Raw genomic sequence first — 5,313 nt, forward strand, 5'->3', positions numbered from 1 at the left:
ATATTGATGTTTATAACATCATTTGAGGAGCAGAATATCACTTATAGGAGTTGTTCAAATTTACGGATCCATCTCTTTATGCAGATTTTCAAAGAAGGTAAGGATAGTTATATTTTAAAAGAGAATGTGGTTGCTAAAAGTAATGTAATTAATGAAAAAGAAGGCCGTTCTTATGTACTAGAAAAAGATGAAGATACATTAGTAATTAATAATGGATATTCTAAAATGCCTTTACATTTGTCCGATGATGGTAAAACTTTAAGAGTTTCCACAAGCCAATATAAGAAAGTAGATGAAAAATTTGTAAAGAAAACAATTGAAAATATTAAGGCTTGTCACGAAGTAGAAACTGAATATCGAACTGCAGTAAAAGAGTTCCCTATTTTCACAAATGATCCAAGTATTAGAGAAAGCCGTAAAACCTTGGGGGAAACTACTACCCAAAAAATGGAAGCAATAGAAGATTGTAAATTTGGAATTTATTAATTATGTCAAATATAGCCATCTTTATGAAGGTGGCTTTTTTATGGATCTATAAAAGTAAGTAGACACAGTTATAGATAAGCCCTGTTTCTAACAATATGGTTCTTAGCATATCTACAACTGTTTGATAATTATATTTTTTAAGTCTTATTCTCTAAAAATCACATGACAAATAAGAGGAAAACATGTTGTTTAAAACTGGTTTAGCAATAGCGCTCATCTCGATGAGTAGTATAAGCTTTGCTGAAAACTATTATTGGGGATATAACCCAGAAACCAAAAAATTTGGTTTTTCAAATCAAAGTGGTGAAAAAGTTGGTTGGAAGGAGGCTCTTATAGGCGCAAGTGGACTTGCTCCAAAACAAAATACTGCAAAGACAACTCCAGCAACTGCAACCAGCAATTCGATTGTGCTTAATAGCCTTACTTCTAATGAATTACTCCCAACCTTATTTGGACGAATTCAGCTCAGTGGGCGTTATACCTCAAATGAAGTGAAATACCCATTTATTGCTGTACAGCAAAAAATTGATGGAACAAATGAACTGCGTTTTTTACAACAGCATCCAACCCTGACATATCAAAATGCAAATAATCAAACTCGTTATTTGGTATTTGTGGAAAGTTTGCAAACCATAGGGAATGAAGTAGACACCTGCCATGGTTGCCATGTTAAAGGTTACTTGCTCAATTTTAAAAAAAATCAAAATGGAAAGTTTGAATTAACAAATCCTAATACATAGCTCATTGATATCCCTAGTTCATGGGGTGCAAGTCATTTAAAAATAGCAGAACTACAAAATAAAACTCAGCGTGTGGGTAAAAATGTAGTGGGAGCGATTTTTGAGACTGGGTTTACTTCAGGTAGTGCGACAGAATCTTATTTTATGATGCTTGCCTTACAAGACCATAAAGTTTCTCTACTTTCTGTGGGCGATGCAGGTGTAAGTGGGCTACGCTATATTGAATCGAAAGATCGTGAAGTTGAATATGGCTATCAAGCTGAGTACAAAATTTTAGCTTCAGAGCCAAATACTGAATTCTATCCAATTCAAATTAAATATAGTGGAACAAACTGGGATCTTAAAAAAATAAATAAAACCATTACCAAAAAATATGATGCAGCAAAAGGTGGCTATCCTGACTAAAGCATGAATAAATCACTTTAATTTATAAAATTTTGAATTGAATACAGGACTATATTTTGAAAAATATTTTAGGATGCTTATTGTTAAGCATGAGTATATTTGGCACATCAACGGTTTTTGCAAAAAATATTCACGAACCAATTATTCCAGCAATTGCGAAAGAACAAAGTAAGGCATTACTGCTGGGATTTGCCAAAAATCAATACGATTTGGGTATGGTTTATTATGATGGAGTTAAGATTCCCAGAAATACTAGCAAAGCAATTGAATGGTTAGATCGTGCAAGTAGCAAGAACTATGCACCAGCTAAAGTAATTTTGGCAAAAATGCTATTTAGTGGCGATGGCCTACAGGTAAATGAAGCATTAGCAATACAACTACTTCAACAAGCAAATGCTCAAGGTTATGAACCTGCAAAGCAGATGCTTGTTGATTACGCTAATAAGCAGAAATCACAGCCATCTTATTCAGCAATAGATCAGACATTATTATGTGGGGCTTGGAATACTCAAAAAATGACTGTTGATTCATTTATAGAGCAGCTTGCAACTCATAGTGTTGCAGGTAAAACACATAAATCGCTAGAGACTGCTTTAAAGCAAAACTATAGTGAGCAGGATCAATATAAATTTTATCCCGAATACGAAGATGCCGAAGGTGATACACCTGATGTACGTATATTTTTACCTAGAAATAAAAGTACAGCGTTATTTACTAAAATTGAAACAAAAAACTATTATGGCTATGGTTATAAATTTAATGCAGAGATCAAACAAGGGGTGGCTATTGAACATGTGAAAAACATGATCGAGGCAAGGGATAAATTTAAATTTTCTACATTTGATACTCAAAAATTCAATCAATATATGAAGGAAATTCAAAGACTCCGTAATATTGATCAAAATGATAAAGCTCAGAATTTGAGTGAAAAAATGAGTAATATGTTTAAAGGATCACATGTTGTAAGTGAATCAAACCCCCAACAAATTTATTTAGCAACTTCACCACGCGTTGTTGATGATGGCTTTGTGCATTTTATTGATTATATTTATTTAATTAAACAAGAGAATGGCAATTTAAAAGTTGTTTGTGGCTCAAGTTCATAGCTTATCTTTACTAATTTTGAGTCCGTAAATAATTTCTAAAGATGCATATCAACACATTTTGGTATGCGTCGAAAAAAGACTGTAAATTGGAGTATATGAACACTAGAGCGCCATCACCCTATTTATGGCTAACTTAATACAACAAGGCTATCCGCATCATAACTTCGCTCTCATCGCTTCAACAAAATTAAGAACAGAAATCAAGCCACTCATCGTTTCAATTTGATGAAGTGGGATACCGCTAATGACTCTATTTTCGGACGTTAAAAAAATCTTCATCGCAGCCTGATCACCACCTGTCAAAGCATGCAAAGCCTGGTATAGACGAATCAGCAACAGTGCTAATTTCCCTTGTTTACAGTTTGGATCTAATTCAGGTTGGTTTTGCAATTGAGTGATTGCCTCGACATCCATATCTAGCACTATTGCGAGCTGAGACTGACTAAGGGAGAGCTGTTTAGCAATCTTAAGTACTGATTTTGCCAACACAACTTCTGGTACAGCCTGCTGTTCCAATAACGTCATAGCATCACCTTTAGCCCTATAATTTTATCGATCAAGCTCTCAATCTAATAATAACATGCAAACTTAATGCTTATTAACGCCTTTCAATTGCGAATTACTGATAAATCGGTCACCCATTACTTTTATTTCTTTACGTTTGATAGATCCAGCTTCTTTGATTGAAGCAACCAAGTCATCAAATAAGTTAGATGAAATTTCTCCTTTACGAGTAGACTGCATATTCTTATGTAAACCTACCAGCTATTCTTATTCAAACCCTGCCACTTATTTTGGGTAGTAGTAGGCCATTGATTTTCTATTCAAATATTTCAAAACAAATATGCAACTTTGATTCTTGAAGCTCAAATTTAATCTGTTATAATTGTACATCAAATTGATGTACTTACTGGGAGGAAGTATGACTAATTTAGCAACGGAACGAATCAATATTCGCTCAACAGTTGATGCAAAAAATGTGATTGAACAAGCTGCGAATTTATTAGGACTCAGTGTAAGTTCTTTCATGCTTCAATCCTCATTTGAAAGAGCAAAAGAATTACTTAAATCTAATTATGAGTTAAAAGTGAATAATGTTGATCGAGATATGTTAATGAACATACTTGAGAACCCACGCCCTGCAAATGATGAGATGAAAAAATTAATGAGTTTGTTGGATGAAAATTGAGGTTTTACAAGCCCATCATCAGAAAAAATCATTTAATTGTGGGCAAGATGATTTAAATAAATTCATAAAACAGTATGCATCCCAACATCAGAAAGCAGGAACAAGTAAAACATATGTTGCTATTGATGATGATCTACACGTGAGAGGATTTTATTGTTTATCCAGCACATCCATAGGATTTGATGTAGTTGATACTGTACTTACTAAACGATTACCTCGTTATCCACTGCCTTGTGTGGTTGTAGGTCGCTTTGCCGTTGATCAAACAGTTCAGGGGCGAGGAATTGGGAAAGTGCTTTTAGCCCATGCGCTCAAACAAGTTTCAACAGTTGCTCAAATTATTGGTGTTAATTTTGTTGTAATACATGCTAAAGATAAAAAAGCGATGGAGTTTTATCAGCGTTTCGGCTTTATTTCATTAACATCAAATCCATTAACATTAATATATCCAGTGAGTGAAATACCTAGTTTCTACTGAAAGTGCTCTACTAGCAACAGGAGTGATTGATAGACCGCTTACAGAAATTAGTGGCTAATTTTTCGAACAATCTGCAAGTAGACGAAAAATGACTATTTCTTTATCAGTTAAGATATCTTTTACTGATTTTGGATAGCTAATCATCGAATGCTACTATATTCGATTTAACTGCCTAAACTTAATCCTGGAATCTAAAGTATGAAAAACCGTATGCAAGATAAAATCAAAGCTAATCCTATTTTAGGTGCTCCAAATAAAAATATTTTAGAAGCAAGAGAAGAAGTTCATCGGCTTCTAATTGAAGCAGCACAGAACTCTGAGCATTGGTTGAATGATGGATTAAGAACTCATTTTGAAGAACGTGCACGTGAATTAGCACAATTAAAACGCTAGTACTTTTTATTCTAACTCATCAATCCTATGAAACATTGAACATGAAATGATCGTGAAATGTGAAGAATCCATAAAAAAGCCCAATTGGGTATGAATAGGTGCATATCCCTATCTTAATAGGCACTATTTATCACAAATAGATGAACAGCTATTCTTAGCCAACTTGGATATATATTGTTCACTAACTAGACAAACAGTTATTGTTCTTTAAGATGATTAATTAATCGTTCAAAGTCATTTTTAGAAAGTTTACCAATGTAAGTTAATTTTGTCTTATCAATTGGTAACTGATATGTCTTTGCGGTATCAATCCATGATTTTTTTACTTAGTCCAATCGATTTCCAATCTTTAATTTCAATATTTTACTTTTAATAAATCAGATTTATTGTCATATTGACTACTTAAACGTAATACGATGTAGTCTTTTTTTTGTTTGTCGAGTGGCTTTGTTGCACAAAGATTTGAAATGCAAAGCGCCCCTAATTGAGCCAAATTTAAGGCGTAACTTGGGTAAG

At 33.6% G+C, this 5,313-nt stretch carries 7 protein-coding genes and 2 pseudogenes; 7 read left to right on the plus strand and 2 right to left on the minus strand.

What is annotated here, in order from left to right:
- From HHA42_RS13025 to HHA42_RS13040, 4 genes and pseudogenes are all read left to right on the plus strand, one after another.
- Positions 1–486: pseudogene (locus HHA42_RS13025) on the plus strand (hypothetical protein); the annotation flags it as partial.
- A 182-nt stretch (positions 487–668) separates the two neighbouring features.
- Positions 669–1,226, plus strand: a complete 558-nt coding sequence (locus tag HHA42_RS13030; RefSeq protein ID WP_168526809.1) for a hypothetical protein — start codon at positions 669–671, stop codon at positions 1,224–1,226.
- Positions 1,227–1,298: 72 nt separating this feature from the next.
- A complete protein-coding gene (locus HHA42_RS13035; protein WP_168526810.1) occupies positions 1,299–1,631 on the plus strand; it encodes a hypothetical protein in 333 nt (110 codons plus the stop codon).
- Between the two features lie 56 nt (positions 1,632–1,687).
- Positions 1,688–2,737 carry an SEL1-like repeat protein gene (locus tag HHA42_RS13040; RefSeq protein WP_168526812.1) on the plus strand — a complete coding sequence of 350 codons (1,050 nt, stop codon included), beginning with the start codon at positions 1,688–1,690 and terminating at the stop codon, positions 2,735–2,737.
- Between the two features lie 156 nt (positions 2,738–2,893).
- Here the strand turns inward: HHA42_RS13040 and HHA42_RS13045 are convergent, their stop codons facing one another.
- Both HHA42_RS13045 and HHA42_RS13630 read right to left on the minus strand, forming a co-directional pair.
- Positions 2,894–3,262, minus strand: a complete 369-nt coding sequence (locus HHA42_RS13045; protein ID WP_168526814.1) for an MbcA/ParS/Xre antitoxin family protein — start codon at positions 3,260–3,262, stop codon at positions 2,894–2,896.
- Positions 3,263–3,382: 120 nt separating this feature from the next.
- Positions 3,383–3,457: pseudogene (locus HHA42_RS13630) on the minus strand (transcriptional regulator); the annotation flags it as partial.
- A gap of 202 nt (positions 3,458–3,659) precedes the next feature.
- Here HHA42_RS13630 and HHA42_RS13055 point away from each other — a divergent pair.
- The 3 genes from HHA42_RS13055 (at position 3,660) to HHA42_RS13065 (ending at position 4,797) form a co-directional block, all read left to right on the plus strand.
- A complete protein-coding gene (locus HHA42_RS13055) occupies positions 3,660–3,926 on the plus strand; it encodes a DUF1778 domain-containing protein (RefSeq protein ID WP_168526817.1) in 267 nt (88 codons plus the stop codon).
- Positions 3,916–4,404, plus strand: a complete 489-nt coding sequence (locus HHA42_RS13060) for a GNAT family N-acetyltransferase (RefSeq protein ID WP_168526819.1) — start codon at positions 3,916–3,918, stop codon at positions 4,402–4,404. Before HHA42_RS13055 ends, HHA42_RS13060 begins: the two co-directional genes overlap by 11 nt.
- A 198-nt stretch (positions 4,405–4,602) precedes the next feature.
- Entirely contained in the window at positions 4,603–4,797 is a 195-nt protein-coding gene (locus HHA42_RS13065; protein ID WP_252726333.1) for a hypothetical protein, read from the plus strand.
- Positions 4,798–5,313: the final 516 nt, after the last annotated feature.

This window comes from Acinetobacter sp. A3 (genome assembly GCF_012371415.1).
In the GTDB taxonomy this organism is placed as follows: domain Bacteria; phylum Pseudomonadota; class Gammaproteobacteria; order Pseudomonadales; family Moraxellaceae; genus Acinetobacter.